Consider the following 25,567-nt stretch of genomic DNA (forward strand, 5'->3'; position numbering starts at 1 on the left):
AGACATTATCGCTTCTTGAGCATCTTTAGCTTCTTCGGAATGTATTTCAAAACTCAAAGACCAGATGCAAGTAATAAGCATCTCTTCATATTGCCCGAAGAGGCTGAGGTAAGATGATTTACAGGTTGCAAGGGCACGACGAGCGTAAGAACCTCCAAAACTACTAGACGTCTTATTAAGCGCTTCATTAAAAGCTATTAATATGTTTTCTACCCCACTTGATTGTTGAAGGATTTGTGCATATTTGTTGATAATAGATATTATTGTATCTTGGGCATCTTTAGCTTCTTCAGAATGAATTTCGTTACTCAGGATTGAATGTAAGACAGAAGCATTTCTTCTTCTACTGATACCCTAGCAGAGTTCTCTTTCTGAATAACAAATGGCCTGGCTGGCTGTGTTAGAGGAATTGCTTGCTTCTGTGAAAAAACAGGCAACAAAGTAGTAAGCAGGTTTCCCTTCGTCGACTGACTGGCTTGTTCTAATACGTTGGCAAAAGCCAGTATATCGGGAAATCGTTGTTGGGGATCTTTGGCAAGAGCTCTTAGAATGACCTGATCTACTTTAGTGGAGATCTTTAATCCTTTTGAGCGAAGAGAGGATGGTTTCTCATTGATGTGTTTTAGCGCAACTTCTATGGGCGTGTTCCCTAAAAAAGGTCGTTCTCCGCAAAGCCACTCGTATACAACAATGGCAAGAGCATACTGATCGGAAGCAGATTGGGGCTTCCCTCTAAGCTGTTCAGGTGCCATATATGGAACTGTACCTGCCCCATCTAATGTTTTCATTGATATAGTGTTATGAGCAGTAGCTACAATCCCAAAGTCAGAGAGCAGAATCTTTCCATCTGTATCAATAAGCATATTTTCTGGCTTGACATCCCGATGGATCAGCCTATGATTGTGCGCGTGGGCGAGAGCTGAGGCAATGTGATGAACGTAAGTTACCACTGTGGAAAGCGTAATGGTAGATCCTTCAGGATGGCGATTTCGCAATGTTCCGCCAGGTAAATAATCCATCACTAGGAAAGGACGAGTTTGTTCAAAACCAAAATCGAGAACACGTACAATATGAGGATGTTTAAGGGTTGCAATCGTTTGTGCTTCTCTGCGAAAATCTTGTACAGATTGAGCTGTCAACTGACCAAGCAGCAATTTTATTGCTGCGTAAGAGTTAAGGTTGATGTGTGTTGCTAAGTAGACTTCTGCAAATCCTCCCTGCCCAAGCAACTGCTTCAATCGATAGTTCCCAATTTGCAGCCTATGCGGGTATTCATAACGGTATCTCACTTTCAAACAAGGTCAATCCAAACAGCGCGATTAGTAAACAAGAAGATGTTCCATAGCTTATTTGTACGTCCCCTGCATTAAGACTGGAGAGACGTGAATAGATCTTAAAGAATGATGATTTTAATGCCCTGAACATAGTTGAATAAGCATATCGCCAAATTTCTGTTTGTAGCTAAATGAAGAAAAAGGTCGACCACGTGTATATAGGTATCAGTATATGGGCCTCGCTTGATATACTTATTTATGCTGCTGAGAGGGCTCGCAAGATTTAATAATTCGTGTCTAATTATGAGTGTAGCTCTTTGCATTGATATACACAAGAAAACACGAAAAAATGGCTATGAGGAATGAAATCTGCCTGCTAGCAAAATGTTATAAATAGTCATTCATTCTTTATTAGATCAACCTGAATGCGACTTTGCTTCTGGTAACGTTTTCCACGCTGACTACTAGTCTAAGACACACCCGTTTCTTGAGGGTTGACGCTGCCGACGTAGGCACATTCTTGGTAGAGGGTGCATTCGCTGCATCTTGGCCGTTGCGCATGGCAGATCTGGCGGCCGTGGCGTATGAGGCCTACGTGGAGGGCATAAACCCAATCGGGTGGGGCGATTTTGGCGAAGACCACGTGGGCCTGGTCGGCGTTGACCTTGGGGCCGATGAGTCCCAGGCGTTTGCTGGTACGCCAGACATGGGTGTCGATTGGCATGACGTTGCGTCCAAGGTTGAAGAGCATGACGCAGGCGGCGGTTTTGGGGCCTACTCCGGGCAGCTTTTGTAGATATCTCCAGCCTTCTTCGGGCGTTAAATTTTCGAGTTCGTCGGAGAGATATTCGCCCAGGGTTTTGCTGCCTTCCTTCTTGTTTTGCTGGTTGGTGAGGGTGTAGAGGACGTCCTGGATGCGCGGAGCTTTGACGTTAGCCAGCCCCCGCTGCGAATTGCGTCGGCTACCAGTTCAGTGGGAGCATCGCGTACCTCTTCCCAGGTCGGGAAGGTGTCGACGAGTTTGCGGTAGGCTCTTCCGGAGTTGATGTCGGAGGTGTGTTGCGAGAGGATCGTGCCCACCAGTCCACCCAGAGGATCATAGTCTGGATCATTATGCATTTCGCCATAGGTATCAATGAGCAAATTATAGACATTGGTCAGGTGGATGCTCGGGATAATCGATGCTGTCATTACTCTTTCCTATCCATACTCCGTACTACGTAACGTGTGTCCTCTGTATACAGACTGTTAGAATCTCGATTGCTGGGTAATTCTCGCAAGAGAAAGTTTAAATACGCTAGAGGCGCCCTGCTTTTTGTATTCCTCGATGCGCTCTAGCTCGCGGCGCTCGATCATGACTTTGCCATTGATTTCGATTGGGTGTAGCACGCCCCGAAAATAAGATAGTATATCTGGGCTCGTTGAATCTGGGTGAGCCTGGCGGCTTCGGCGACGCTGACGATATCGTTCAATCCCAAAGTGTATATTCTTACCGCGTTTAGCAGGACTCCAAGCGGCGTCTTGTCGAATTTGGGCGGGATGAGAGGATAAGATTGACCCGGCGCCTGAAATAATATCTTATAGACATTTTCCAGCATCGCTCTGGCGTCTGCTGGTGTGGTGGTTCCCGGCCCATTCTCAGCTACGTCTATCAGTTGACGCAGCCACTGCCCCAATATGCTCTGGCGAAGCTCTTCGATAGATAGATCATTACGTGCAACTGCCCCTACCGCACTGGTGCGTTCATTTTCACGTCCGGTAATATCCAGCAGCGTCTGATCAATAATCTCCTGGTGTTCTGCTTTCAATTCTTTGAGAAGATCCTTTCAAGAGAGTAAACCAATTTGTATTTCATGTAATTATATGGCTTGTGTTTCACAGCCGCAATACTGGCCGCGAAATCAACGGCAGGACACCGTACGACCTCTATTTGTTTCTGTGTTTCTTTTTGTATTTCAAAAAGAATTGCTAAATGAAATACAATTCTGTTATAATAATTTTAGATATCTTTATTTGTTTTTCGTGATTATTCGCTAATAGCGGGGGAAAAAGCGCGGGAAAACTTTCTCTTCTTTGCTTATTGGTACCTGTTATCATGGCACGGCACTTGTGAATGTATTGTCTAACGAGAGCCTATTTGGAGCTGTGAATGACAGAGCGAGAGAAAGAGATACTATGCAAACTGCTGATCGATTTGTTTCTGGCAAATCCTGACAGGCGTAACCCGAGAATATACTGGAACGGTGAAAGGACTCTAAATGAGCGTAAGAAAGATCCGCCACAAACGCAAAATACTCATTTCGCTAATGACGTAAGGCCAACATTACGTACTAACAAGCGTGTCGCGGCCTATGCTAGGCAGTCGGACCCCAAGGCACCCACAAAAAATGTGCAGTCAAAGGAGATGCAGACCGTCGACTTGATGGAGTGGTGCCTGAAGCAAGGGTGGACTGGAGACCTTTTAGATCCCTATCACGCTGATCTCGGCCTGAGCGGAACTTTACGACCAGATCAGCGTCCAGATATGTTGCGCCTGTTCGATAACATTGATCAGGGTATCTATGACCATGGATCTGTTGTCTGCTACCAGGAGTCCAGGCTATTCCGTGATGAGACGCAGATTTACTACAACCAGTTTATTCAGAAATGCAAAGATCACGATATTGTTGTGATCGTTGTCTCTCCATATACAATGCTCTATGACTTCCGCGATGATTTTCTCACTGAGATGTTCCGCTGGAAGTGTAAGGAAGCCGCTGAGTTTATCCGCAGACAGGTGAAGGGTTGGATGTTGCCTGCACGTGAGCGCGCGGCAATGAGGGGATTGTGGGCCGGATACGGTGATCTTCCTATGGGATATATTGTCGATTTCGATTCTCACAGTTCCAACTACAAAAAGTTTGTCCCCTACGATCCTCACGCTGATATTGTCCGCTGGCTATTCGATCGGTATATGGAGTTAGGCGGTGATGAGGGAAAACTCTACCGTGAACTTGGTATCAATCCTGTTTATTTTCCTGTCTTCGATGAGAATCTAGATTATCGGAATATTTCCAAGCGCAAGCTGAAGTTATCGGCGGCGGGGTATCGTATACGTACGAGGACCGCTGTCGAGTCTATCCTCACCAATCCTCACTATATCGGAGCCTGGACTGTGAAGGGAGTCATTGTTAGGTATGACAACCACGAGCCGATTGTAGCGCGCGATGTTTTTGATTTTTCTTTCAATCGCCTATCCTCACAAACGCTGGACGGGCAACAGAAAGAGGTCGAACAGAAAGCTAAACGCTACTACCAGCAAGCGACACTTCAGGCCAATGCTGAAAATGAGATAAAGCAGGCACTATTAAAGGACCGCGTCAATTCTCACCTTGGTCCCGTATATGCCAGATTTAAGTATCAAAGGACAGGCGCTCGCCAGTGCATTTATGCGATAAGCCTGAGGACAGGGAGACGTTTTTTAGTGAGAAGGGGAATATTGAACTAGGCCTAGCGGAGCGCATCGATGATATTGTCGTGGCCCGCTTATTGGAACACATACATCAGATAGGGGATATGGAGCAGTATGATCGCAAGCGCTCGGAAGAGAATGCGAGGAAAGCGGGACAGCTGAAGAGCATTGAAAATAGCATCCATCAGATCGATGAAGAGCAGAAGAACCTGGCCGCTCGCATGGGAAAGACGAGCAGCGAGAAATTACAGATAATGCTTGAGGAACAGTTCGAACTCCTGGAGGCCGAGCGCAAGAAGTTGATGAATACGCATGAGCAACTCAAAGCTGAAAATAGCGTTGTCCTGAAGAAGCTCGAAGAGGAGTTGCGTGACCTGGAGCAAAACTGGCCGCGCTATCCCTTTGAACGCCGCATAACGTTGATTAATTTCCTCATCAAAAAAGTGGTGGTGGACGTTGCCTCTCCCCACTGGACTAGAATTGAGGTTGAATGGCTGCATTCAGATTGGGGGTGCGAGTACATCTACGTATTTGGCTATCACAGGGGACAGAGCCTCTGGTGTGAAGAAGAGGATCTAGTGCTGATTGAATTGTACGGATCGGCGCCCAAGACGGATATCATGAGGCGGCTCCCGAAGAGGACCTGGAGTTCGATACATGTTAGGGCACAGAAGCTCAAATTGAAGAGGCCGCAGGGTAAAGCAGGCATTCAACTCGCGAAGGGGATAATCATCTGGGTTTTCCTGTGAGGATCTCAACTTTATGAAAGGGGCTGGTATAGATCCAACGTGTACAACCACTAACTGGACGCCTCTGTATCGACCGGCATAATAGGCTCATTCATGTTGAAGAGCATGACGCAGGAAGCGGTTTTGGGGCTACGCCTGGAAGGGTTTTTAGGTAGCGCCAGGCTTCTTCGGGCGTGCGTTTCTTGATTTCATCATAGAGATATGCTGTTAGAGGCTTGTTGCTGCCGCTGGCTTTTTGTTGTGAGGTCAGGGTGTTCAAGACTTCCTGGATGCGGGGAGCTTTGACGTTGGCGAGTCCGCCAGAGCGGATGGCATCGGCTACCAGATGGGTAGGGACATCGCGAACTTCTTCCCAGGTTGGAAATGTTTTGATAAGCTGGCGATAGGCGCGGCCCGAGTTGATGTCGGAGGTGTGTTGTGACAGGATGGTTCCGACGAGCCCGCCCAGTGGATCGTAGTCAGGCTCGTTGGTTAGTTGGCCGTAGGTGTCGACCAGGATATCGTAGACACGGGTTAGATGGATCGATGGTGTGATGGTTGAGCTCATTGTTCTCCCTGAATCCCCTCTAGCAGTTTTTGTGTTGGTATTGTTGTTCTTATTGTAGTTAGACGGCTCCCGCTTGTAAAATAGGTGCCCCTTATGGGTAATCAAGGAGAAATTGGCTGTTGGTCATGGTCAGGTATGCCAGTATTGTTGGCAGGCCTGGATGGCTCGGCGGATGCCTGCCTGGATGGCTCGGCTGTTCATGGGCGTCTGGGTGTCCGGGCCAAAGGTCGAGTCGTCCCAGCCATAGAAGGCCAGCCCGCTGGCTCCGTGGGCGCAGAAGCTTTTGCTTTGTGCTTCGATATCTTGTGGGCGGGGGGTAAGCCAGGATGTGCCTGTGTTGGCTTTGGCACCGCCGAAGGCCTGGACTATGCCGATGAGGGGCTGCTGCCCTATTTGCCAGCCGCGCTGCCCTAGACTTCTGAGTATCGCTGGCAGCAGGGTTGTCATCGACCAGTCTATACTATCTGGTCCGATCCAGAAGGGACGCGTCCCCGCAGAGCTGTAAATATAGAGACCAACCATGTCACAGCCTTGCGGAGAAAAGTTGTCAGCCAGCTTATCGTTCCAATTTATCTGTCCAGGGCCGTCGAGGGCTGCCCAAAGCCGCAGATAGCGGGCCGCGTGGGCGTATAACGGTGGATGAGGTCGTGAATCTTGCTGAGTAGCGCTTTGGCACTGCCAGTATCCCAGGGGACCCAGTCATCGAGGATCCAGTAGCCTATTACCAGCTGGTTATTCTGTACCGCTTTGAGGTGTTGCTCGATTGCTGAGAGGAGCGCTTGCTCGTTAGCTAATTCGGGATGGCTATCCTGGCGGCAGTACTGGCCCTGTCCAGCGGGTGGGGGGATGATTGTTTTGGTGCGATGACATTCATAGTACTCCAGGTAGCTGGCAACAAAACCATCGATGACTTTCATGTTGAGCGCCTTGAGTTTTTGTCCCTGCGCATCGGTTGGGTTGGGGGCTCCGCCATACCTGAATTCTACTTGAATGCCATTGCTGTGGGCGTTCTGGATGATGTCGGGTGTCGATAGACTGAAACCACCCAGGATGTGGGACTTATACAGGTCCTGGGCAACGGTAATGTTGGGTAGGGCGATCGATTGGGCGTTTTGATCCACGTAAAGGAAATAGAGTGGGATGGACAGGGTAATAAGGATTATAGGGAGAAGAACCCGTACTATTTTTGGCATCGGTTTCACCTTTTGTTTCATTACTTGCTGCATTTATCTACTCGGTTTCCCTTTTCTGGCCTCTCCCGGATTGCTGTCCCTGCATCCCACTTGCCTTTTAATCAAACTTTTTCAGGAGTTGTGCAAGAGAAGAGATTTATCGTTGCTGGGCTTTATAGAGTTTGGGTAGAAATGTTTTGGCCAACTCGCTGGTATGCAGGTAGTCCTGGTAGAACCAGGCCTCTAATTTGGCGGTGGCCGTTTCTCCTTCTTGTACCCACCAGATTGGATGGGTTAATAGTTGAATGGGTTTGCGCGTAAAAAAGGCTTCTGAATCGAGTGGATGTCCATAGCGCCAGCGACCGGTTGAGTCGCTAATATAAGCAATCTCGCCTTTGCGTAGGGTCAGGCCATAGACTGCGTTGAGTGGCTGGAAAAGTTCGATAGGAAGGTTTTCGATCTGTACCGGGCTATGCAGTGTGGCAACCCCGGTATTCACAAAGGGAAAGAACTTTGAGAGCAGTTCGATCTCCAACAGGGCTTTTTCACAATGTTCATCGTAGGCAGCCAGGTCTACATGCAGGGCTAGCTGATGCCCATAATTATGGAGTTGTTGCATGATTTCTGCATTCTGACGACTCAACAGATTGTAGAAGGGCGAGCGAAAAAGCACGAAATAGACGGCGCGTAGGCCCAGGTCATGCTCTACCTGCGCCATTTCCAGGGCGGCCCTTAAACTGATATCTACATCATGGCGCAGAATGACAAAGGGCTTTTTAGCGGCCAGGCGTTGTTCACTCTCCTCGTAGAAAGCAAAATCATAGCCTGCCTCCTTCAGGTTTAGCAGCAGGTCCCGATAAGCTGCCAGCGAGAATGTATGCATGGTGTCTCCCTTCTAACACTCTTTGTGAGCAATTTCAGCATAAAGTTGCAGCAAGCGCGGGCTTTCTTTCTCCCAGCATAGTTCGTCGCGGCTGGCTGTGAGTGCATGGGCACGCATGCGTTGCAGTGCCTCTTTATCGTGCAGGAGTAGATTGATCGCAGCCGCGATATCCTCGGGTGCCAATGATGCAATGATCTGTCCGACGTCGTATTTTTGAATGACTTCTACGATAGGTCCAATGTTGGAACTGAGCACTGGCACGCCGACCAGCAGATATTCAAAGAGTTTGTTGGGTAGAAACATACTGACATTGAGCGAGTAGTCGGGTGAATAGATGGTGACCCCTAGATCGGCCGAAGCGGTCCAGGTCAGGAGCTCGCTATAGGGCACTGGCGGCAAGATTTTGACCTGGCCAGCAACCCCTTGCTGCTCGATCAGGGAGTGGAGTTGACTGACCGTGCCCTTCATATCTTTGCCCATAATGACCAGCACAATACCTGGTTCAAAGTGGCTGGCAGCGTGAATCAGCCGATCTAATTCGCGGTTGGGCTGGATATTGCCCTGATAGAGTACAATGCGCGTGCTGGCAGCTAGCTGTAAATGCTCGCGCAGGCGATTGTTCCTGGGAACCTCGCGATACTCGGGCAGGTTACGCAGCAGCGCGATCCTGGACACATGGTAGCGACGTCGTATCTCTTCTACGATGGGAGGCGAGACGGTAATGACGCCAGCACAACGGGGCACAATGCGTTTGAGGAGCAGCGCGAGGATTGTGCGTAAGAATCTCCGGCTGCTATTTAGCTCAGACAAAGGACGCTCAAACAAGGGCATCTCATGGGACTCAAATACCAATGGTTTGCGGCGCAAGCAGGCGGCGATATAGCAGGCTGGCAGTCCTGAGACATCATGGGCATGATAGATGTCAGCTGGCGTACGTAGAAGTAAGAATGTACTACGCATAAAGATCCAGGCAACGCGGAGTAGGGTCCAGCGCTCAAAGCGGGTCGCAGTAAAGGCTCGCGACCCTGGGCATGCTGGATCTGCACTCCACGGACCTTCTCCTGGGCTGCTCGCCGCCGGCTGGCCTCTACAACGTCGACGACCGAGACTTTATAGCCTCCCGCGAGCAGGGCAGTGGCCGCCCTCATCACCCGCACATCGTTGCTTGCATTACCCAGTACATGCATGCAGATATGCTCGATTTTACCCGTTGCTTGAGCCGCAGCTTTTCTTGATTGCCGCGTAACAGATAGCTCATCATATAATTGAATGAGTCGAGGACTTTCTTTTTCCCAGCACAACTGTTCACTGGCGGCTCGCAAGGCGTGCTGATGCATCCGTTCCAGGCCACGCTATCTTTTAACAGGGTATTGATGGTACTACCGACATCCTCTGGTTCCAGTGAGGAGAGGATCACACCAGTATCATGTCGAGTAATAATCTCGGTGACTGCTTCAAGCGGAGCAGAGAGAACCGGCAGCCCGGCCATGAAATACTCAAATAGCTTATTCGGCAAGAAGACGCGTACATTATCTGAATAGCCCGGAGAATAGACGGTCAGCCCCAGATCGGCTGAGGCGGTCCAGCTTAGAAGCTCCGCATAGGGCACTGGCGGCAAGATTTTTACCCGATCTGCCACTCCTTCTTGGGCAATCAATGCCTCCAATTGCGTGAGTATCTTTCCCCTGGTGCGTCCCATGAGCACGATGACGATATCGGGGTCCAGAAAGCGTGCCGCGTAGATAAGTCGTTCGAGCGAACGATTGGCCTGGATATTGCCCTGGTAGAGCACTATCTGTGTTTGCGGAGGTAGATTTAGCTGCTGATGGAAGCGCTTACCGGGTGTCACTTCCTGGTAGGGCAAGATGTTGCGGATCAAGGTGGCACGGGGACCGGGATAGCGTTTGTGTAGCTCATCGACCAGGGGGGCGAGACCGTGATGATGGCTATACAGTGTCGCAGCATGATTTTGAGCAGGCCATTGGCCAGTCGCTTCAGCAGCGACCAGCGGTCGAGGCCTGGATCGGAGAGGGGGAGCTCATGAGCGTCAAAGACGAGCGGCTTGCGCGTCAAGAGCGAGGCCAGGTAGCAGGCGGGCAGCTCGCGGAAGTCCGAATGGGCGTGATAGATGTTGGCCCGGGAGCGGATCAGGAGGAGCATAGCGGCACTGATCACATACAGCATCTTGAACAGGAACCCGATTTTTATGCGTGAGGGCGTGGACCAGCTTTCCAGGTAAATGTGTCGCATGAGGATGCCCTGGATCGTCTCTTGCGCGGGTCCATGCCGTGCAGAGACCACGTCGACCACGCTTACCTGGTAGCCGGCCGCGGTCAGTGCAGTGGCCTCGCGCATGACTCGAACATCATCGCGCGCATTGGCCAGTACATGCATACAGATATGCACGCGTCCACGGCCCTCCAGCTTGCCGTGCTCTATTCGAATGTCAGGACGTGATTCGATCTTCACGAGAGAACATCCTCCTTGCTACACGCAGTAGCGCTAGTGGGCTTTTCAGTGGTGAAAGAAAAAGCAGACCAATGGCATATAGAATAAAGGCCCCAGGTAGACGGCACACAGCGCGATGCCGCCCAGCGGCCGGGTCAGCAGGGTCGCTCCGATATAGATCAGCACGCCGAGTGCAAAGGAGCAGAGAAAGAGTCCGCTGTGAAATGGCACCGCGTAGAGCCGCTGATTTACCCGATAGCGATAAGGTCAAAAAGCTACCGATAGGCGATACAGTCAAAGGCATAGGCCAGTAGCGTCGAGGCCGCGCCCCATTGCACCATAACGCGGAATCAGCACCAGGTTCAGGACCACATTTAAAATGGCCGCGCTACAGGTAAAGAGTGCTGCGTACCAGGTTTTGCGCTTGAGTGACACGCCAATATTAAAGATGGTGTAGAGCCCATAGAACATCAACGAGGCGGAAATAATGGGAATGACCAGGGCGGCCGCATGGTAGGCGGTCGGAAAAAAGAAAGTGAGTAGCAGGGTTGAGAGCAGAGAGAGCCCAAAGGCCGCTAGCAGCAAGACGATACTGAACCAGTGAAAAATAACCTGGAACGTTTCACGCGCCGCAGGTTTCTTAGCGATACTATACATCGTTGTTGGCCAGGCCAGCGAGAACGGCGAAAGGATCACCACACTGACAACTCCACCCAGCGTATAGGCCACTGAATAGCTAGCAGTTTCGGAGAGCGAGCCGAAATGGCTCAACAGATAGCGATCCGAGAGCTGCAAGATCCAGACCGAGACGAAATTGGAGACCAGGGGTAAGCCAAAGGAGAGCAGGTTTCCCGCCATTCTGGGATAGAGTAGTAGGCCGGAGCGGAAAATAATCACCGGTATTGTTAAAAGGACGACCAGCGCGTAACCCAGGCCGCTGGCCAGGAGAGCCCCGCTGATCCCGGCATGCAAGGGACCGACCAGTATCACGGTAGCCAGTAGATTTAGTAACAAATAGGCGATCGAAAGTATTGAATAGGCCAGGGCCTTGTTCTCAGCCCGTAGCCATGAGTAGCCTGGGATAGACATGTTTTGCAGAAGAATTACCACGGCTGCATAGCGGATTGGATCGGCGTATAGAGTTGTTTCAAACAAGAGCTGTGAGAGCCAGGGAGCACATAGAAACATCAGGATCGTCAGCGGCAGCGCGGTCAGCAGCAAGATAGTGACCGTGGTTGACAACACCTTGAGTTTATCCTGTGGTGACTCATAATCATAGCTATAAGTACGAAAGAAGGCACTCCCCATCCCCAGCTGAGAAATGCCAGCAGCCAGAGCGATGACCGTCGTGAGCACCGCCAGCGCTCCATAATCGTCATGGGAGAGTGTATGTGTCAGAAATGGAGACATGACCAGGGCGATCAAAGGCGAGGCCAGTGACGCCAGCGCATAGATGCCGGAGCTCTTAAGTAGTGAGCGCAGCTGGAGCAGATATTCGTTTTTCTTTTCGACCGCCGCCGGGATTGGGAGCGATGATTCCATTTCAACATCCTTCAAGATTTCGACCAATATTTGTTGTTTTTCAAGCGGGAAAAATTGGGCGCGAGTCCCGCATCTATGGATCTTGCTTTTCTTTCCTCTTATTCGCTCAATAATGTATCCAGTTCGGCCCAGTAGGTAGTGCGTTGCAAGGTGCGCCTGAACATGTTGGTGCTATGGTGGTGGGCAACGTAAGCGCGCGCCGCTGCCCCCATTTGCTGGCATAGCTCTGGTTGTTTGATGAGTTGTACCAGGGCCGCGCTGGTCTGTTCTACGTCATTGGCCGCGACCGCAATTCCGCGTTGTTCGGCCAGCAATTGTGCGTTGGCCCGCGGTTCCGTTGAGGCAATAACCGCACAGCGAGAAGCCATGGCCTCCAGCATCGCCATCGAGAAGCAGGCTCCGCGCGTACTGGTATAGAGAAAGATATCGCTGATAGCAAGCAATGAAAGGACCTCAGAGGCTGGCGTATCACCCCAGAGCAGACAGGCTTGTTCCAGTTTATAGTGCTGGATAGTAGCTTTAACCTCCTCACGTAATGGACCATCCCCGGCAATGAGCAGGCGTACGCGTCCGGCGAGCTCGCTGGGAAGGCGCTGGAGGGCTTGGCTTAGACTATGCAAAGCGACCTCAATGCCTTTAGCGGGATTTAAGCGACAGACCATAATCACCAGGATGGCATCGGGGCGATATGACGTGTTTGCCGTTCGTGTGTTCTGGCAAGCAGGTCCAGAACAAAGTGACGCTCAATTTCCACCATGCTGTCAAAGCGTGTGATGCGGTCAAGAGGCACGCCCAGGCGCGCACAGGCCGCTTCAACACCATCTCCAGGTAGACCTGGAACCAGATAATGATCGGTGACCCGCGCCGCTATATGGGTCATCGCTGCATAAAATGGCCAGTAGCATGCCTCTTCTATGTGACCGATCAGCGCACGTCGCAACCAGCTTCTATGTGCCAGGGCCTGTAAGCGCTCGGCACGATGGGCGCGATTCTGCCGCAACGTCAGGTGGCCATGATCCATGCACACAACGCGGACGCCCGCAATTTTGGCGGCCAGGCCAGAAAAAGCCGCCGTATATGCTCCATCCTGGGGCATAACCACATGATAGTTGGCCCCCTGCCGCAGCAGTGCAAGCAATTTCGAGCAGCCAGTGGTGACATAGAGTAGCGCAAAAGGTAGATGAGCCGGTGACATTCTAGGGGTACCGAAGCGCCGAATGGTCATGCCCGCCGTCTGCTCGCCCACCGAACGGGTCAGGTACTCCATCTGCCATATACCTTGAGTCACCAGGCTCACTTTCTCCAGCACCGTGAGCATACCGCCTGTAAAAGGGAATGCCGGAATTGGAACGCAGACTCGCAAGGGATTCCTGGCAGCTGTACGCGGAAATAAGGCTTTACGGCCCATTTGCCAGAGCGCGCTTTGTATGTTTGTCAGGCGGCGTGTAATTGTGGCACGTTTTTTCCCAATAACCGCATGCAGATACCCTTTCCAGCGTTTGGCCCATGTGCTACAAAAGTCCGCTTCAGGGTAGATAGAGAGACTTTCGAGAAGCGCGATCTGGCCATCAAGCTGCCCAGGAGTTGTAAGGGCGCGTTGAAGCAGGTCATGATAGGTCCAGAAGCCGGTATCATATGCCAGCAGCATGTGCTGGAGCGTCATCAGGGTGTGCTGTATTAATTGCTCGATAGAGTCTTTGTGTGTCTCGGCCAGATAATCAGATAAACCCAGCAAGCCGATTATCCAACCAGCCAGGGCATGGCTTGCAGGATAAAGTGCCAGCTCTTCAAAGCATACACCATCAGGTCCAAGTGGAGCACTGACTCCGCCGTCCAGGATATCCAGCTCGAAGGTGTGCGCAGCCCGGTGGGCAACCAGGAGAAACTGCTCCTGGCCAGTGAGGTGGTAGGCGCGCAGCAAAATCGCCAGCGCATAGCCCTGCACCTGTGCTGAGAGCGCATGTTTTCCAGCATAGATGCCAGTGGATGGAAGCGCAACCGGCCAGCCACCAGCCTCGGGGCCAATGCGCGTTTCATGGGACACAAACCAGTCCGCTTGCTGCAAAAAGATGGTTAGCTGCTCACTGTCCTGTTCGGTTGCCAGGTAGAGATTCCAATGCGCCAATGCATACCGCGCCACATCCAGGGAGGTATGTCATGTTTAGCAGTGTCCTCCTCTGAGAATGGGTTGGCCAGGAATGCGGATAGATCGAGCGGAAAGGGCGACGCAACATGTGCCGCGCGCGGCTTCTGCTGTTCAATTGGCATTACATCTCATCCTTTCTCTGCGCCTGTCGCGATGTTTGAGTTTTTAGAGTAGCAGCCGAAAAAGAGAGGGGCTGGGTGAGCACGGTCCTCTCTTTAGTGGACTGTACTTGTGTTTTGATCAGAGAATTAGCGTCCTTCTGTGACTTAATTGGCGCGATATAGCGAGCCAGCAATGGCGACGACAGCGCTCCTAGTATGAGCCAGCCTAATTCCGCAATCGGTGGTAGGGTCCAGGCATTGATGGTCAGGCTATTGACGCTGAGTGCTACGATGGCCGCTATTCCACCTCCTAGCAAGGTGCGGGTCGATTTATCCGCCGCCATCCAGTAGCGCAATGCCTGTCGAACAGCAAAAGTAAGCAGGAGCAGGAAGACAAAGAGAAATGGCAGGCCCGCCATTGCTCCCATCTCTAAATAAGATTCGTGTGGATGGTCCAGTGGGATATACTGGGCGGCCACCCGAAAGGGTTCAGCACGCAGCAGATAATTGGTCAGCCCGATCCCTACGCCAGTCAATGGATTGGCCGCGATTACCGCCAGCGCAGTCTCCCAGGCTCCCATGCGTAAAGGCAGATTCCCACCGCTACTGCGTTGCAAAATACGTCCAACCTGGTCAGGGAAGATAAAGACGGCAAAGCTAGTTACCATCAACAGGCAAAAAGGAATTTGAATACGATAGCGCGCATCTCCGGCCAGAATGATAAAACAGAGAATGCCCGCGCCCGTCGCCAGCAGCGCGCCTGCGCTATAGGTAAAGAGCAGGGCCGGCAACATTATTAGCGTTGTACCCAGATAGAATAATTTTCCTGGCCAGGATGAGCTTTGCAGCAAGAGCCCGAAGGAGACAAAGATCATCATCGCAAAGAACGTGCCATTCCAGTTAGGATCGATAAAGAAGCCCCCATAGCGATTGACCCCAATATCATTGGAGAAGTAATTGCCCTGTTGCGCCACATAAGCATCTACCGAGCCTGACGAAAGGAGAAACTTCCCGGTCAGACCCAATATAATGGTGTGGAGAGCCAGCAAAGCAGCAAAGCTGGTCAGAAATTGAAACAGGGTGCGCAGGCTGGCAATATCGCGTGCCACCAGGTGTCCAAGCCAGAAGATCAACAGAGCTCCCACAATCGTATTTGGATAGTAGAAAAAGAAATCCTTCAATATGCGCGAACCCTGGATAGCAGGGAAAAGGCCCAGGCCGAGATAGAGTAGCCAGAGCCACAGCAAGCGCGGTTCCGTCCAGGGATAGTCGGGCGAGCGGGCCATAAAAAAGATCAGCAGCAGCAACAGCGCAATCACCTGGGCCATCGCCAGCAGCCCCAGATACCAATCCACATACAGATGCAGAGCAACAACAATCGTCGCCAGCAGCGTATATTGCCGCAAGAACAGCAGGATGGCAAACAAAATGCCGCCAATAATGAGTCCCCAGAACAGCGAGGCGAAGGTATGGGCCGTTGAGGTCGCAGGCAAGAGCGTGATGAGCAGCGATGGGGCCAACGAGCCTGTTATGCCCAGGAGCACCAGACCCGCCGCCGCCGCCACAAGCAGCAATGCCATCCAGTATCTACCTGGCATCGCGGCTTCCCCTATCCATCGAGACAGCCGCCGCCTGAATTTCTGGCAAGCTCTGATGATATTTCTGTTTTTTATGCCCATAGCGATAGCCATAGGGAAGATCGGCATACTTTTGCGTTTGTTTATTGATCACATAGCCAAGCACTGTAATGCCTGCCTGCTGAGTCAGTGTCTTGACTCGCTCAATCTGAGTTCGCCTGGCTTTCTTAATATCAATGACCAGTAAAAGATCTTTGATTTTCGCCGCCAGGATACTGCTATCAGACAGGCCAAGTAGTGGTGGCGTATCGAAGATGATCATTTCAAAGTCGCACTCGTGTATGGCTGCCAGCAACTTTTGCATCGCCCTCGAATCCAGCAACTCAGGTGGGTTAGGGGGAAGCGGGCCCGTTGGCATAATCCACAGGTTAGGAACATCTGGTACAGGATGTATAAATGGTTTCAGCATGCTCTCTGTGACTGGCGAATAACCCTGTTCCTCAATGTCCTCTAGGGGTGGGGGAATAGCCTGGAGGAGCTTGCCGGAGTTTGTCGTCACCGGGGTGCCCATGGTCAGCACCGCGTTGCTCAGGCCCCGCACATCTTCGGGCAGATCGAAGGCTTCATCCAATAAAGGATTGCGTAGATCCGCGTCGATCAAGAGCGTACTGTGACCAGATTTGGCCATAAAGATCGCCAGGTTGATAGAGGTAACAGATTTTCCCTCGCTCGCCGTACTGCTGGACACCAACAGAGAGCGTATAGGATTATCGACACGCAAGAGCCCTATATTGGTACGTAAGATGCGGTAAGCCTCACTATTGATCGCCGGTCCATTGGGATAGATAAGATTTCTGTAGTTAGATGCATGACTATTCCAGATAGTCCCCAGTACAGGCCAATCGACCATCTGGGTAAGATCCTGCAGGCGCAGGCGTGTGTCAAATTGGGCCAGCAAGAGCGCCAGCAAAAAGCCCAGGAAAAGTCCTGAGAGCAGGCCAGCGGCAGTATTGAGGAAAGTATTAGGTTGTACAGGCTTGCTTGATGGTTGAGCTGGTTGGGCGATAGTCAGGATATTGCTATTGAGAGCCTGAGTCAGTTTTAATTGTGCCAGGGTTGTTTGCATCTCGTTATAATGTTGCTGCAGGCCATTTAACTGAGATTGCAAGGCTGTGATCTGCGCACCTTTTTGAGCGTCAGCGATTTGCTGTGAGAGGGTATTGATATTGCCCAGGGTGGTATCGATCTCCTGCTGAAACTGAGCCTGGGCCTGCTGATTACTTTGCTGGGTTGCCTGTTGTTGTTGTTGGATCAAGGTGGATGCCACATCATTAGCAATCTGGGCATTTTGTTGTGGATTGGGACCCTGTACATCAATTTCAAAGAGCTGCGTGTTAGTTTTAACGCTGGCACTGACCATGCCTGCCAGTTTATCCGCGCTCATATGTGGATAATGTGAAGCGACCTCATGGAGTACGGGATCGCCAGTCGCCAGGAGCGTCATCGTCTGCACTAGCTGATCGCTGGCCAGCAAGCTATTGATATCCGTCTGGCTGGTATTTGTGCGTAGCGTAATCTGCACAAGTGTATACGACTTGTATGAAGGCGTCATCAGCTTGCTTCCAATATAGGCCCCACTTCCCACCAGAAGCATGCAAGCCAGAATAATCCACCAGCGTTTTAAAAAAATATTCCAATATTGTTCTATCATCATTGAAAATCCGCTCCACTTTTCATAGGTAGACGTATGCAAACATACGGATTCATAGATTTTCGTTGTACTGCTTCAATCCCAACTGTCTCAATTCCGGGTGTATTTTTAGATTGAGATCAAGTCCACTGGCCGATGTTACGTTATTGGTTTCGGCGATCACTTAATCAATTTGCTCGCTCAAGTGAATGGCTTAGCGCTATTCTAGAACGCATTTTCTTGAGCGTCAATTAGCAAAAAGAGGTATATTTCGCGCCAACTTATGCCTCTCTTTGTCCACCTTTTTTGAGTACTGTTAGGCACTTCTTTGTTGCTACGCGCCAATTGAAGGTGCGATACAACCACAAAAAATCATATACCTCGATATAATAACACTTCCTGTACCGTTTTCAGCATAATAAATATGTCTAACGTTATTGATTGATGCTTGATATAATACAAATCATGCTGCAGTTTCACCAGCGTATCCCGATTAGTATTACCATAGTGATATTTGACCTGGGCCCAGCCGGTAAGTCCGGGTGTAACCATCAGGCGGCAACGATAAAAAGGCACGCTTTGCTCTAACTCGACAACGAACTCTTCTCGTTCTGGTCGAGGCCCGATCAGGCTCATCTCACCGCGGAGAATATTGATAACCTGCGGTAGCTCATCCAAATGGGTGGCTCGCATAAAGCGTCCCATGCGCGTAATACGGACATCGTGTTTGCGACTCCAGAGTGCCTTACCCATCTGTTCTGCATCGATATACATCGAACGAAATTTATAGATCAAAAAGGGGCGCCCGCGATAGCCGAGCCGAGGCTGGCTATAAAAGATTGGCCCGGGTGAATCAAGTCGAATGAGCAAGGCCACTAGAGGCAAGATAAGTAAGAGCAGGAAGGTCCCACACAGTCCGAAGAGCAGATCTATACTTTTGCGCCAGACCAGATAGAGTGGTGTAACAGACTGTCCATGTTCCGCCGGCAGGGCCGCATACCATTGATCGTCGATATGCTCGACCGGTATCTTGCCGAACGAGCGTTCATAGAGCGTGGCCATAGGTATAATCGAAACGCCAAGCTGAGTTGTTTCGATCGCCTCTAGAAAGAGGTCACGGTTCGTTTTATAGTCGGTGGCCATAATGATAGTATCAATCGTTCCTGTCTCTGCCAGGTGGCGCAGCGCCATCTTACCACCCAGGATGGGTAGCCTGCTGCTGAGTACCTGCTGGGGTGACTTCATTGATATAACCGAGGAACTTTACCTGTGGACGCCTGGCGTTTTGCAGCTCAGCGATCAAGGCATTGCTGATGATATCCGTGCCAATAATGACCGCCTGCGGTCGAAAGATGGGTAGGTTCATAATATCGGCCAGCCCAATGCGCCAGAGTCCTAGCAGGGGAATGGCCACCAGCAGAAAAAGCACGAGCGCCGTCGTATAGATTGCCAGTCGATCAGCGATAAAGGGATAGATTAACACCAGCCAGCATATGGCCATCAATAGCAGCGCCAGTACCGCACGCAAAGGACTTTTAAAGCGATTCGAGGCCCGGCGCAGATCCTGGGCCTGTGTGATGGTGACCGCGATACTCCAGGAGATCAAGGCGATACAGACCCAGATCAACTTTGTTTGCCAGGTGCCTGGATCATTCCAGGTAATGCGTAGCTGGGGATGAAAGAGCGGGACCAGCAAGAGCAATGAGGCCAGTGCCAGCAGCAAGAAAAGATAGTCACCCACCATCAAGGCCAGTCTCCACATAGGAGGTGATATTTTTTTTCTCTGTGGCGTTCGTGCAGGTTGGCTATCCCGGGGCGTCACTGCTACAACTTCATTCGCGCTGGCTAGCGATAGCGCTGGCCCATGTTGCTCAACATCCATCACCTATCTCCTCTATCACTACTCACATTAGCTGCTTTTGATGCGCTCAGGGGCCGGCGTAATTTGTGATCTGGAAGCATCGCGATGCGTCCATTCAGGGTTTGTACTAACTGATCATAATCAAAGCGGCGCTCAACCAGCTCGCGGCCACGCTCGCCCAGCGTTTTGGCCAATGCAGGTGAGTCCCGCAACTGCCGTATCGCTGCTGCCAGGGCTGCCGGATTTTCTGGTTCAACATAGAGTGCGGCTCCTGCCTCCTGTGCCGCCAGCTGGCGTGCCTCACCATCTACAGCTAAGAGGATAGGACGTGCGCAAGCCATAGCCTCATACATCTTGACGGGCAGCATGCCCTGGAAAAGCGGAACTTTTCGTACATGTACCAGGCAGGCATCCGCAGCGGCTAGCAAGCGCGGCATGTCGTGATGTGGCAGGGCCGCCAGAAAGGTTACATTCGTGAGTTGTCGCCGCTCGGCCTCAGCAACCAGGCGTGACTTTTCAGCACCATCCCCAACCAGTACCAGGCGGATTTGTGTATCTGACTGCAACTGTTCCGCAGCATCCAGAACGTTAGTCAGTCCATGGGAAATACCATGTCCTCCCGCATACAGCACCGTGAAACGGTCGTCCCAACCCAACTCGGCGCGCGCAGCAGCCTGGGAGGTGGGCGCGAACGTGCTGGTATCCACCCCATTTGTAAGTAGACAGATCTTTTCCAGAGGGAGGCCACGCTGCAGCAAGCGATTGCGAATACCCTCAGTGACCACCCAGACAAAGCTTGCCTGTTGATAGGTCGACCACTCTAGCCATTCCGCCAAACGAATCAGCAGCGGATTTTTCAACATTCCCAGCTGCACAGCCGACTCAGGCCAGAGATCGGCCACACGTAAGATCAGTGGAGCATGTTTCAGCCAGGCCAGCAGGCGGCCTGCAATGACATTGAACAGCGGAGGTGAGCTCACAATGACCACTGAAGGCCGACCCACCGCGCGCCAGCCCAGAATAGGAGCCAGACAACCAAAAGAGAATTGGGCCAGGACGCGTTTAAAAAAGCCTCGATTAGCAGCGGCATAGGACCAGGTACGGATAATACGCACGCCATCGCGTTCCTCATTCTGTATCAGATGACCCCGATATTCAGCCGGTACAACGCCAGTTGGATAACTGGGAACCGTCGTCAATACCGTCACCTGGTGTCCCAGCGCTACCAGACGTTTGGCCACCTCGCTCAAGCATACTCCCGTCACCGCAATCTCGGGTGGATAATAGCGTGAAACAATCAAAATATGCGTCATGGGTATTGTCTTTCCTAGCTGGTCAGCGGAGACGTGATCTCATATTCCCTACGTAGACGCTCGGTTGTACCTGGTTGACCATCGCCAATGGCTATATAACGTCGCCCCAGTGCTTCAATCGCTTCACGCGGCAACGCGTTACGACCATCTAATATGACCTGGCAATGGGCAAATCGCCCATGGGCCAGCTCGCTTGCCAGTGTAGTGTATTCCTGATGGGCTGCTTGCAGAATAATGGCGCACACCTTATTCTCATCTTCAGGGATTAAGATATGGGCATAGCCCTGAGCATGTAACTCCTCGGCGCTAAACAATGGATCATCTACATAGACCTCGGCCCCGTGAGCAACGAGGGCACTCTGGAGCAGTTGCGCGCTGGTAAAGGCGACCTCCTGGATATTACCCCGATAGGCTACTCCCAGGATCAATATGGATCGTCCTGCCAGGGAGCCCAGTTCATTTTCAATGCGCTGGACGGCATATTCAGCCATGCTATCATTGATGCGGCGCGCCAGGCGCGGTAGGGTCAACTGTGGAAACGCCGCGTTAGAAGGAAGATCCGCCGCACCAGCCAGCAGGAAGTAAGGATAGACCGGGATACAATGTCCGCCCACTCCCACTCCTGGCGTATGAATATGTGAGTAAGGTTGAGTATTGGCCGCCACAATGGCAGCATTGATATTGAGGCCACGCGCATCGGCAAAGCGCGCATACTCATTGGCAAGAGCGATATTGACGTCCCGGTAGGTCGTTTCAATCAGCTTAACCAGTTCAGCATCGTCCGCGGAATCCATCACCAGGATCTCGGTTGAATCATCCAGCACAGAGCGATAGAAAGCCTTGACCGCTGCCGTACTCTGTTCATCGATACCACCAACAACCTTGGGATAGATGCGCAAATCCCGAAAAATGCAGCCAGATGAGACCCGCTCAGGACTATAGGCCAGCTGAAAATCCTGGCCTGCCTGATAGCCTGATTGCTGGCTCAGGATGTGTGCAAAGCGGCCCGCAGTCGTCCCAACCGGAAGGGTCGTTTCATAGATCACCAGCGTTCCGGGTCGCAATCCATTCCCAATCGCGACCGTAGCGGCATCGATAGAGCTAAAATCGACCTCATGATCCTCATTGACAACCACAGGCACAATCACAACCACCACGCCCGCCTGTTTGACTGCTTCACTGGTTGAGCACGTCGCGTCCAGATGTCCGCTGGCCACCACCTCAGCCAGCTTCTGGCTTAATTCCGGCTCACCTTGAACATGGGAGATGCCAGCTTTCACAGACTCAATCACCCGAGGGTTAATATCGCACCCGATCACCTGCCTGCCATGCAGTGCATACTGTACTGCCAGGGGCAGACCGATCTTACCCAGGCCAATGACAGCAACGGGCGCTAACGATGAGGATGGTATAGATTGAGGCATAACTATATCTCGACCTCCATGGCGGTAAGCTGAATAGGCTGATCAGGTAGAGCGGACCCACTCAACGCCTGTTTACTGGCAGCCAGTTGTTGTACAACCTGCAGCACAGCAATCCCATCCTCACCCGAAACGGTTGGCAACACATCATTGGTAAGCGCAGCAAGCACATCTTTATATTCGAGCTGTAATGGCTCAGCTTTTTGCACCTTCAGGCGCGTCATAGTCCCCTCGCTAACCCCTTTCAACGAGCGCATGGCATCCCAATCAGTTGGCGTATAGTCATTTTCATAGAAAAGGACCTCCTGGGTCAGATAGTTCACCAGAAACATTCCTTTTTCGCCGGTGACCGAGAGTTCACGCACCTTGGTTGGCGTGAGCCAGTTGACATCCAGCACCCCAATGGCACCGTTTTTAAAGCTCAGTAGTCCGAGCAATAAATCCTCATGGGTACTATGAATTTGCTGCTGGGTTTGCGCATAGACATGCACCACATCGGCATTGGCGACGTAGCGCATCACATCGATGTCATGGGAGGCCAGGTCCAGTGTCACCCCGACATCGCGAATGCGGGAGGAAAAGGACCGATGCGGCGGGCATGTAAATAAAACATATTCCCGAGCGCCCCAGCTTGTAGCTGTCGCTTGAGCTCTACCACCGCTGGATTGAAGCGCTCAACGTGCCCAACAGCAATTTTTACATTGTGTATGCGGGCCAACTCAAGTAAACGCTGACCCTCCTCGATAGTCTGGGTGAAGGGTTTTTCAATCAAGACATTGATACCCTGACTCAGCACAAAAGCAGCGACCTCAAAATGCAGGTGGGTTGGAACCACCACCGCAACCAGGTCCGGGCGCAACTGCTCGATCATCTGACGATAGTCGGCGAAGCCAGGGATATGAAAGCGACCTACCGCCTGTTTCAAGACAGGTGCATAGGACTCCGCCACACCAACCAGCTGTAGCTGTTCCTCGTCAAAATCCTTTAAGACTCGTAAATGGTTCATGCCCATTGAACCAGCACCCACCACCGCAACCTTTATTTGCATAGTGCTAATACCTCTCTCGCAATCTTTGCCAGGTCCTCGGGACTCAAGGCAGGATGAACCGGCAACGATAAGACCTGCTGGGTAGCTTGCTCGGTCACGGGAAGGTGACCTGGTAGATCGCCATCTTTCTGTCTTTTGCGCTTCTCAGAAGTAAAAATGCGATAAAGAGAAGTTGTGCGACGATAGAATGGCTGTCTATAAATAGGCAAAGGATAATGGACCGTTGTTTCGATTCCGCAATCACGCAATTTTATTGCACACTGATTGCGATCCATGCGCGTAATACGAATAGTGTATTGATGATAGACATGGCGATAGCCAGGCCTGGTAACGGGTGTCTGCACTGCATCTTGTAGCTGTTCCGATAAATAGTGTGCATTGGCGATGCGCCTCTGGGTAAGGTCTTCCAATTTTTTTACCTGGGCGATACCAATCGCACCCTGTATCTCAGTCATACGCATGTTGTAGCCAAGATCGACCTGATTATAGCGAGAGACCTGGCCGTGGTTGCGCAAGAGACGAGCCTTCTCGGCGATCGTTGTATCATTGGTAGTGATCATGCCTCCCTCGCCCCCCGTCGTAATGTTTTTAGTCGCATAAAAAGAAAAACAGCCGGTGCCAAAGCTACCTGCCAGGCATCCATGCATCGTTGCGCCGTGCGCCTGGGCCGCATCCTCTATTATGGTCAATGAATGCTCTTGTGCGATGATCTGCAGTTGCTGCATATCGCTCAAATGCCCATATAGGTGGACTGGCATAATAACTTTAGTGCGCCTGGTAATCGCAGCTCTAACCTGTATTGGGTCAATCGTATATGTTTCTGGATCAATATCTACAAAAACTGGTATTGCCCCGACCAGTAAAATAGCATTGGCGGTAGCAGTAAAACTAAAAGCAGATGTAATGACTTCATCGCCTGGTCCAATATCATGGGCCAGCAAAGCCAGCAGCAAAGCGGATGTGCCAGAAGAAACCGCAATAGCTTCACGAACGTGACAAAGTTCAGCGAAACACTGCTCAAAAGCTGCAACGTTTGTTCCCTGAGCTAGCTTGCCTGAGGCGAGCACACGTCGAACAGCCTCTTCCTCCTCAACCCCCATTATTGGATGAGCAATATCGATCATAAAAATTACCTCGTCCACGCGCATGATGCCGCGAGCGAGCGGCGTTTCCAATGGCTTTTACAGAACATCCAGTGCAATCGAGAATGCTAAATGCTTTTAAGTGCAACATCAATGAAGTGGATGTTTGGAATGAGTTTGTGGAGGTGATAGTTCTCCGACTTGATTTACAGGATGGTCTTCATCGGTGAGTATACCCAACAATAGTATGAAATGTATCTGCGAGAAGTCTAACTTTACTGAACGTGATAACCGACTTTGCATGTAATCATATATTGAGATGTGGTATTTATTACCGCATAAAAGCGGTCATTATGGCCGCAATTTTACGGCAAAAAGCATTACACTGAGCTTAAATAGCCATTATCTGGTCATCTTGTTTTTCGTCCCGTTTAAGACAAAATTGCATGTGTATAGCTATTTAGCCTAACTTTGCTTAATTTACAATGTGATGCTTATTGTGTTAGTATACAGAAGAAGATCTAGGTTACAAAAAATCTCATGTTTTCTGTTGTATTGATGACGTCATGATATGCCTTGTTTTTATGGAACTGCTATAATATATAGAGGAGTGTCTATGCAAAAGGCTCAGCCTATACGTCTTAAGCGTCAGAAAGAAGCAGAGCCAAACATTGTTCACTTCCGTTTGCCAGGTCTACTACCAGAAGATCAAATTTTAGCTCTTAACTTGAACACACGTACACTTTCTCTTTTAGTAGATGGACCACAGCAAATTATGGAACAGCAATTTAGTGTAAATGAAATACGGGTAATGGTTCCAATTATGGAATCTTATCCTCACTATTGTCCCTATGAAGTGCTTTTATCGTATATTATTTCCAATAGTGTAACTTCAACTTCCGTTGCACGATGCCGCCAACGCTTGCAGGATGCCCTCAACAACGACACCTGGCATCAAGAGATGCGACCAATCAGGCGAGCGCTCTCGTCAATTCGAGGCAAGCTCCACAGCTTTGATCTCGAAATATCGACCATTCGCGAGCGTGGATGTAGTATTACGAGCCTGACATCCTCTGCATTTCCCAAAGAGCACTGAGTTAATAAGACGCGGCAAAAAGAAGAGGCATTGCCAGACCCTCACATGCCTCTTCTTTTTACGCTTGAATATGGTCATGATAGCCGCAATGTAACGATACTATTGCTTCTGATATACAGGTATTTATATCCTCAAAAGTCGGTTATCAATTGCCATAAAGTTAGCC

Annotated in this window: 28 protein-coding genes and 1 pseudogene; 4 read left to right on the forward strand and 25 right to left on the reverse strand. The window is 50.8% G+C overall.

Translation table 11 applies throughout. The annotated features are described in order from the left end of the window. Positions 1–308 precede the first annotated feature (308 nt). Complete coding sequence (locus EL645_RS22210; RefSeq protein WP_161977581.1) at positions 309–1,238, reverse strand: serine/threonine-protein kinase; 930 nt, start codon at positions 1,236–1,238, stop codon at positions 309–311. A gap of 631 nt (positions 1,239–1,869) precedes the next feature. On the opposite strand from EL645_RS22210, the gene EL645_RS22215 reads away from it, so the two are divergent. Next, the gene (locus EL645_RS22215) at positions 1,870–2,070 is read left to right on the forward strand and encodes a hypothetical protein (RefSeq protein WP_126552522.1); all 201 of its coding nucleotides are present in this window, start codon (positions 1,870–1,872) and stop codon (positions 2,068–2,070) included. Positions 2,071–2,093: 23 nt separating this feature from the next. Here the strand turns inward: EL645_RS22215 and EL645_RS22220 are convergent, their stop codons facing one another. Both EL645_RS22220 and EL645_RS22225 read right to left on the reverse strand, forming a co-directional pair. After that, entirely contained in the window at positions 2,094–2,465 is a 372-nt protein-coding gene (locus tag EL645_RS22220) for a hypothetical protein (protein WP_126552523.1), read from the reverse strand. A 161-nt stretch (positions 2,466–2,626) separates the two neighbouring features. Continuing rightward, positions 2,627–3,082: a hypothetical protein gene (locus tag EL645_RS22225; RefSeq protein ID WP_126552524.1), complete on the reverse strand. Its 456-nt coding sequence runs from the start codon at positions 3,080–3,082 to the stop codon at positions 2,627–2,629. Between the two features lie 341 nt (positions 3,083–3,423). On the opposite strand from EL645_RS22225, the gene EL645_RS22230 reads away from it, so the two are divergent. Further along, entirely contained in the window at positions 3,424–4,761 is a 1,338-nt protein-coding gene (locus tag EL645_RS22230) for a recombinase family protein (RefSeq protein ID WP_126552525.1), read from the forward strand. 68 nt (positions 4,762–4,829) lie between these two features. Then, positions 4,830–5,474 (forward strand): hypothetical protein, encoded by a 645-nt coding sequence (locus EL645_RS22235; protein WP_126552526.1) that lies wholly within the window; start codon positions 4,830–4,832, stop codon positions 5,472–5,474. A gap of 91 nt (positions 5,475–5,565) precedes the next feature. On the opposite strand, the gene EL645_RS22240 is transcribed toward EL645_RS22235, so the two are convergent. From EL645_RS22240 to EL645_RS22330, 22 genes and pseudogenes are all read right to left on the reverse strand, one after another. Next, positions 5,566–6,021, reverse strand: coding sequence for an endonuclease III domain-containing protein (locus EL645_RS22240; protein WP_126552527.1), 456 nt, complete (start codon positions 6,019–6,021; stop codon positions 5,566–5,568). Between the two features lie 129 nt (positions 6,022–6,150). Then, complete coding sequence (locus tag EL645_RS22245; RefSeq protein WP_126552528.1) at positions 6,151–6,543, reverse strand: hypothetical protein; 393 nt, start codon at positions 6,541–6,543, stop codon at positions 6,151–6,153. A gap of 47 nt (positions 6,544–6,590) precedes the next feature. Continuing rightward, positions 6,591–7,214: a hypothetical protein gene (locus EL645_RS22250; protein ID WP_126552529.1), complete on the reverse strand. Its 624-nt coding sequence runs from the start codon at positions 7,212–7,214 to the stop codon at positions 6,591–6,593. 136 nt (positions 7,215–7,350) lie between these two features. Then, the gene (locus EL645_RS22255) at positions 7,351–8,076 is read right to left on the reverse strand and encodes a hypothetical protein (RefSeq protein ID WP_126552530.1); all 726 of its coding nucleotides are present in this window, start codon (positions 8,074–8,076) and stop codon (positions 7,351–7,353) included. Positions 8,077–8,088: 12 nt separating this feature from the next. Further along, positions 8,089–8,751, reverse strand: coding sequence for a glycosyltransferase (locus EL645_RS22260; protein ID WP_281276409.1), 663 nt, complete (start codon positions 8,749–8,751; stop codon positions 8,089–8,091). Then, positions 8,743–9,081, reverse strand: a pseudogene (locus EL645_RS44425) (glycosyltransferase family 4 protein); the annotation flags it as partial. The pseudogene EL645_RS44425 and the gene EL645_RS22260, both read right to left, overlap by 9 nt. A gap of 142 nt (positions 9,082–9,223) precedes the next feature. Then, entirely contained in the window at positions 9,224–9,925 is a 702-nt protein-coding gene (locus EL645_RS22265) for a glycosyltransferase (RefSeq protein ID WP_161977583.1), read from the reverse strand. A gap of 26 nt (positions 9,926–9,951) precedes the next feature. Further along, the gene (locus EL645_RS22270; protein WP_126552533.1) at positions 9,952–10,482 is read right to left on the reverse strand and encodes a glycosyltransferase; all 531 of its coding nucleotides are present in this window, start codon (positions 10,480–10,482) and stop codon (positions 9,952–9,954) included. Between the two features lie 108 nt (positions 10,483–10,590). Further along, positions 10,591–10,755 (reverse strand): hypothetical protein, encoded by a 165-nt coding sequence (locus tag EL645_RS39465; protein WP_161977584.1) that lies wholly within the window; start codon positions 10,753–10,755, stop codon positions 10,591–10,593. Positions 10,756–10,818: 63 nt separating this feature from the next. Beyond that, on the reverse strand, positions 10,819–12,066 hold the full coding sequence (locus EL645_RS22275; protein WP_126552534.1) for a lipopolysaccharide biosynthesis protein: 1,248 nt from the start codon (positions 12,064–12,066) through the stop codon (positions 10,819–10,821). Between the two features lie 98 nt (positions 12,067–12,164). Next, positions 12,165–12,686 carry a glycosyltransferase family 4 protein gene (locus EL645_RS22280; protein ID WP_246035441.1) on the reverse strand — a complete coding sequence of 174 codons (522 nt, stop codon included), beginning with the start codon at positions 12,684–12,686 and terminating at the stop codon, positions 12,165–12,167. Between the two features lie 44 nt (positions 12,687–12,730). Next, positions 12,731–14,191, reverse strand: coding sequence for a D-glucuronyl C5-epimerase family protein (locus EL645_RS22285; RefSeq protein ID WP_161977585.1), 1,461 nt, complete (start codon positions 14,189–14,191; stop codon positions 12,731–12,733). Further along, positions 14,140–14,334 carry a hypothetical protein gene (locus EL645_RS39470; protein ID WP_161977586.1) on the reverse strand — a complete coding sequence of 65 codons (195 nt, stop codon included), beginning with the start codon at positions 14,332–14,334 and terminating at the stop codon, positions 14,140–14,142. Before EL645_RS39470 ends, EL645_RS22285 begins: the two co-directional genes overlap by 52 nt. Beyond that, positions 14,334–15,911: an O-antigen ligase family protein gene (locus EL645_RS22290; protein ID WP_161977587.1), complete on the reverse strand. Its 1,578-nt coding sequence runs from the start codon at positions 15,909–15,911 to the stop codon at positions 14,334–14,336. Before EL645_RS22290 ends, EL645_RS39470 begins: the two co-directional genes overlap by 1 nt. Next, positions 15,901–17,604 carry a tyrosine-protein kinase domain-containing protein gene (locus EL645_RS22295; RefSeq protein WP_126552538.1) on the reverse strand — a complete coding sequence of 568 codons (1,704 nt, stop codon included), beginning with the start codon at positions 17,602–17,604 and terminating at the stop codon, positions 15,901–15,903. Before EL645_RS22295 ends, EL645_RS22290 begins: the two co-directional genes overlap by 11 nt. A 348-nt stretch (positions 17,605–17,952) precedes the next feature. Beyond that, on the reverse strand, positions 17,953–18,825 hold the full coding sequence (locus EL645_RS22300) for an exopolysaccharide biosynthesis polyprenyl glycosylphosphotransferase (RefSeq protein WP_126552539.1): 873 nt from the start codon (positions 18,823–18,825) through the stop codon (positions 17,953–17,955). After that, a complete protein-coding gene (locus EL645_RS22305) occupies positions 18,773–19,462 on the reverse strand; it encodes a hypothetical protein (protein ID WP_126552540.1) in 690 nt (229 codons plus the stop codon). Before EL645_RS22305 ends, EL645_RS22300 begins: the two co-directional genes overlap by 53 nt. Beyond that, positions 19,462–20,754, reverse strand: coding sequence for a glycosyltransferase family 4 protein (locus EL645_RS22310; RefSeq protein ID WP_126552541.1), 1,293 nt, complete (start codon positions 20,752–20,754; stop codon positions 19,462–19,464). Before EL645_RS22310 ends, EL645_RS22305 begins: the two co-directional genes overlap by 1 nt. 14 nt (positions 20,755–20,768) lie before the next feature. Beyond that, on the reverse strand, positions 20,769–22,178 hold the full coding sequence (locus EL645_RS22315; RefSeq protein WP_126552542.1) for a nucleotide sugar dehydrogenase: 1,410 nt from the start codon (positions 22,176–22,178) through the stop codon (positions 20,769–20,771). A gap of 2 nt (positions 22,179–22,180) precedes the next feature. Continuing rightward, the gene (locus EL645_RS22320; RefSeq protein ID WP_126552543.1) at positions 22,181–22,729 is read right to left on the reverse strand and encodes a Gfo/Idh/MocA family protein; all 549 of its coding nucleotides are present in this window, start codon (positions 22,727–22,729) and stop codon (positions 22,181–22,183) included. Continuing rightward, complete coding sequence (locus EL645_RS22325; RefSeq protein WP_126552544.1) at positions 22,726–23,223, reverse strand: Gfo/Idh/MocA family protein; 498 nt, start codon at positions 23,221–23,223, stop codon at positions 22,726–22,728. Before EL645_RS22325 ends, EL645_RS22320 begins: the two co-directional genes overlap by 4 nt. Then, positions 23,214–24,347, reverse strand: coding sequence for a DegT/DnrJ/EryC1/StrS family aminotransferase (locus EL645_RS22330; protein ID WP_126552545.1), 1,134 nt, complete (start codon positions 24,345–24,347; stop codon positions 23,214–23,216). Before EL645_RS22330 ends, EL645_RS22325 begins: the two co-directional genes overlap by 10 nt. A gap of 574 nt (positions 24,348–24,921) precedes the next feature. Between EL645_RS22330 and EL645_RS22335 the strand changes: the two genes are divergently transcribed. After that, positions 24,922–25,401, forward strand: coding sequence for a hypothetical protein (locus EL645_RS22335; RefSeq protein WP_126552546.1), 480 nt, complete (start codon positions 24,922–24,924; stop codon positions 25,399–25,401). Positions 25,402–25,567 lie beyond the last annotated feature (166 nt).

The sequence above is a fragment of the Dictyobacter kobayashii genome, assembly GCF_003967555.1.
In the GTDB taxonomy this organism is placed as follows: Bacteria; Chloroflexota; Ktedonobacteria; order Ktedonobacterales; family Ktedonobacteraceae; genus Dictyobacter; species Dictyobacter kobayashii.

Excerpts from the sequence above, each read along its gene's own strand:
- EL645_RS22220 (WP_126552523.1), bottom strand. The coding sequence starts at position 2,465 with ATGACAGCATCGATTATCCCGAGCATCCACCTGACCAATGTCTATAAT.
- EL645_RS22230 (WP_126552525.1), top strand. The coding sequence starts at position 3,424 with ATGACAGAGCGAGAGAAAGAGATACTATGCAAACTGCTGATCGATTTG.
- EL645_RS22235 (WP_126552526.1), top strand. The coding sequence starts at position 4,830 with ATGGAGCAGTATGATCGCAAGCGCTCGGAAGAGAATGCGAGGAAAGCG.
- EL645_RS22240 (WP_126552527.1), bottom strand. The coding sequence starts at position 6,021 with ATGAGCTCAACCATCACACCATCGATCCATCTAACCCGTGTCTACGAT.
- EL645_RS22245 (WP_126552528.1), bottom strand. The coding sequence starts at position 6,543 with ATGGTTGGTCTCTATATTTACAGCTCTGCGGGGACGCGTCCCTTCTGG.
- EL645_RS22250 (WP_126552529.1), bottom strand. The coding sequence starts at position 7,214 with ATGCCAAAAATAGTACGGGTTCTTCTCCCTATAATCCTTATTACCCTG.
- EL645_RS22255 (WP_126552530.1), bottom strand. The coding sequence starts at position 8,076 with ATGCATACATTCTCGCTGGCAGCTTATCGGGACCTGCTGCTAAACCTG.
- EL645_RS22275 (WP_126552534.1), bottom strand. The coding sequence starts at position 12,066 with ATGGAATCATCGCTCCCAATCCCGGCGGCGGTCGAAAAGAAAAACGAA.
- EL645_RS39470 (WP_161977586.1), bottom strand. The coding sequence starts at position 14,334 with ATGCCAATTGAACAGCAGAAGCCGCGCGCGGCACATGTTGCGTCGCCC.
- EL645_RS22290 (WP_161977587.1), bottom strand. The coding sequence starts at position 15,911 with ATGCCAGGTAGATACTGGATGGCATTGCTGCTTGTGGCGGCGGCGGCG.
- EL645_RS22295 (WP_126552538.1), bottom strand. The coding sequence starts at position 17,604 with ATGATGATAGAACAATATTGGAATATTTTTTTAAAACGCTGGTGGATT.
- EL645_RS22300 (WP_126552539.1), bottom strand. The coding sequence starts at position 18,825 with ATGAAGTCACCCCAGCAGGTACTCAGCAGCAGGCTACCCATCCTGGGT.
- EL645_RS22305 (WP_126552540.1), bottom strand. The coding sequence starts at position 19,462 with ATGGATGTTGAGCAACATGGGCCAGCGCTATCGCTAGCCAGCGCGAAT.
- EL645_RS22310 (WP_126552541.1), bottom strand. The coding sequence starts at position 20,754 with ATGACGCATATTTTGATTGTTTCACGCTATTATCCACCCGAGATTGCG.
- EL645_RS22315 (WP_126552542.1), bottom strand. The coding sequence starts at position 22,178 with ATGCCTCAATCTATACCATCCTCATCGTTAGCGCCCGTTGCTGTCATT.
- EL645_RS22325 (WP_126552544.1), bottom strand. The coding sequence starts at position 23,223 with ATGCAAATAAAGGTTGCGGTGGTGGGTGCTGGTTCAATGGGCATGAAC.
- EL645_RS22330 (WP_126552545.1), bottom strand. The coding sequence starts at position 24,347 with ATGATCGATATTGCTCATCCAATAATGGGGGTTGAGGAGGAAGAGGCT.
- EL645_RS22335 (WP_126552546.1), top strand. The coding sequence starts at position 24,922 with ATGCAAAAGGCTCAGCCTATACGTCTTAAGCGTCAGAAAGAAGCAGAG.